The sequence below is a fragment of the Streptomyces sp. ActVer genome, assembly GCF_027270795.1.
GTDB classification, from domain to species: domain Bacteria; phylum Actinomycetota; class Actinomycetes; order Streptomycetales; family Streptomycetaceae; genus Streptomyces; species Streptomyces umbrinus_A.
Genome location: NZ_JAPWHT010000846.1, coordinates 1 through 1,794, shown reverse-complemented (window position 1 = coordinate 1,794; position 1,794 = coordinate 1). Strand labels below are relative to the sequence as shown.

Below are 1,794 nucleotides of genomic sequence, written 5' to 3'. Positions count from 1 at the left end.
CGGCCGGCGTGCCGTTCGCGCTCTCCGCCTCGGCGGTCGCGGCCGGGGCGGCGGGCTTGGTCTCGGCGGCCGCGGATGAGGCAGTGGTGTTCGCCTCGGAGGCCGCAGGCGAGGCGGGGGTGGTTGTCTCGGAAGTGGCGGGCGTAGCGGTGGTGTTCGCCTCAGGGGCTGCGGGCGACGCGGCGGGCTTCGTCCCGGAGGCCGCCGTCGGGCTCGGCGCCTGCTCGTCCGGTGTCGGGGACGTGGGCTCGTCCGGTGCCGAGGACGCGGCGGGGGACTCGGGCTTCGCCTCGTGGGCGGCCGCCTCCGCCTCCGCTTCTGCGTTCGCGTTCGCGCCGGGCGTGGGGTGCTGGGGGGACATGCGGTACTCCTCCTTGGTGGCGGAGTTGACGGTGGTGGGCACGGACCCGCACGGTGGTGGCCCGGTCCAACGCCGACCGGCTCGGCGGGCGTTGGGTCAAGTGCCGCATCGAGGCGGGCCGGCCGGTCCTGGTCGCCGCGTACCGCGTGGCCCGCCGCGGCGGCGACCGCAGACCGATCCGATGCCCTCCGGACCGCGAGGTCTTCCCGTACGGCGCTGGCTTGGACGTCCGGGCGGAAGGCACTTGCACGTCGATGGGTCCGATGGCATGCCCAACTTAGCCCGTCACAACGGCGACAGCAGCACCCATAGTCCCAACCACCCCAGCGCTTTGTCCGGCCACGCCTCACTGGTCCCGGAAAGTTCTTCATCCGGGCAGCAAACGGGCACGCCGGAGGCCGATACGGATCGGCCCCGGGCCCCCACGGGTGGGGCGCGTGTGGCATCCTGTTGCCTTCCCGATCTGATCAATGTCGGCGTGTGCCCCTGGTGTGCGGCACGGAAGAATTCGTACGGACCGAAGAGTTCAGGTGAAGATGCGGCCCGGAGAACGGCAAGAGGGCAGGCATGGCGCCTTGTTCGCGGTGCCCGACGGCTCCGGCCCGATCACCGCCCCCGAGTCACTTGCCGCGGACGCCCGCGACACGACCGACGCGACGGACGGCACCGAGGCCGTCGGCACCTCCGGGACGACCGACACACCTGAGATACCCGAGGCCGTACGGGCCGCCGCCCGCCGTGCTCCGGGGCACTGGATCGGCGTCGTCGACCCGGAGTGGACCGACGAGCGGACCCCGCCGGAGTGGGCGGTGCTCGGCGAATGGCAAACGGACGAGACCGGGGGCGTGGGGGACTACCGCGCCAACCCGGCCTACCGGCCCTCGGCCCAGGTCCTCGGCTGGCCGGAGCCCACCGACCCCGTGGACGCCGCGGCCCAGCGGGCCGCCACCGGCTACGGATCGGCGGACGAGGCACTCGCGGCGCTCGCCGAGGCCGAGGTCACCGTGGTGCGCGCGCCGAACGGCGGGCCGCTCACGGCGACCGGGCAGGACGGGGCGCCCGTGGTGCTGTTGTTCACCTCCGCGGCACACGAGTTCATGTCCCCGGCACTTCGCCATGGCACGCTTCCGGCGCGGGCGCTGGCCCGATCGCTGAGCGGTTCGGGCACGCTGCTGATGGTCAACGCCGGAGCCGCGGCGCCCCTGCTCGTACCGGCGGACAGTCTCCTCGGTTCCGAACGGGCACCCGACGACGACAAGGCGCCTTCGGCGGACACCCCGACCGCCACTACGGCGGAGGGCACCGGCGTTCCTTCCGATGCGGCGGACCCCACCGGACCCGAGGCCGCGCCCCGCACCGACAGGGGTGACGGCCGTTACCGAAGGTAATGATCAGCCCTCGGCGCGGCTCCCGACGGTCAGGCGCCGGCGACG

At 73.8% G+C, this 1,794-nt stretch carries 1 protein-coding gene and 1 pseudogene; one reads left to right on the top strand and one right to left on the bottom strand.

Going from position 1 to position 1,794, the window contains the following annotated elements; genetic code table 11:
• Positions 1 to 403 (bottom strand): annotated as a pseudogene (locus O3Q52_RS52730) (hypothetical protein); the annotation flags it as partial.
• Positions 404 to 1,068: 665 nt separating this feature from the next.
• Between O3Q52_RS52730 and O3Q52_RS52725 the strand changes: the two are divergent.
• Complete coding sequence (locus tag O3Q52_RS52725) at positions 1,069 to 1,749, top strand: type VII secretion system-associated protein (RefSeq protein WP_269655491.1); 681 nt, start codon at positions 1,069 to 1,071, stop codon at positions 1,747 to 1,749.
• The last annotated feature ends 45 nt before the right edge of the window (positions 1,750 to 1,794 follow it).